Consider the following 746-nt stretch of genomic DNA (forward strand, 5'->3'; position numbering starts at 1 on the left):
ATCCGTCCAAACTCGACGCATTAAGTGCAGTCACTGCGGTATTAAAACGGAACGATTATCTTGGTTAGAGCCTTATGCTCGCATCACCAATCGTCTACGAAGCTACATAGAACAGTTGTTGCCGCTGTTGCCAATTAAGCATATTGCCCAATTGACAGGAGTTCATTGGCACACAATCAAAGAGATAGATAAGCGTCGGCTTCAACAAGTAGTGCCGCAAGTTAAATGGGGTGAATTAAGGCAACTCGTCATGGACGAGTTCGCCATTTTTAAAGGGCACCGCTATGCGACGGTCATTGCTGACGCGAAAAGCCATCAGGTTATCTGGATAGGACTAGGTCGTAGCCGCAAGGATATTCGACCGTTCTTTGAACAGCTAGGTGAGCATGGTAAAAATATCGAAGCTGTAGCAATGGATATGAATACGGCTTTTGACCTTGAAGTCCAAGAGCATTGCCCAAATGCTCGCATCGTTTACGACTTGTTCCACGTCGTTGCTAAGTTTGGTCGTGAAGTGATGGATAGAGTCAGAGTCGACCAAGCCAATAAGCTAAAACAAGATAAAAAAGCAAGGCAATGGGTCAAGCGTTCGCGCTGGGTGTTATTGAAAAATAGGGATAATTTAAATACACAACAGGAAAGCTACCTCACTGAAATATTGAATATGAATCAGGACTTGATGACAACCTACTTACTGGGTGCGCAATTAAAGGAACTGTGGCGCTGCGGATCAGAACTTCAGGCTA

1 protein-coding gene is annotated in these 746 nt (G+C 44.6%); it reads left to right on the plus strand.

Annotated features, from left to right (window positions below; all coding sequences use genetic code 11):
* On the plus strand, positions 1 to 746 hold a 746-nt coding region (locus R7Q09_RS25295; protein WP_318143840.1), incomplete at both ends, for an ISL3 family transposase.

This window comes from Vibrio sp. 2130-1, from assembly GCF_033339515.1.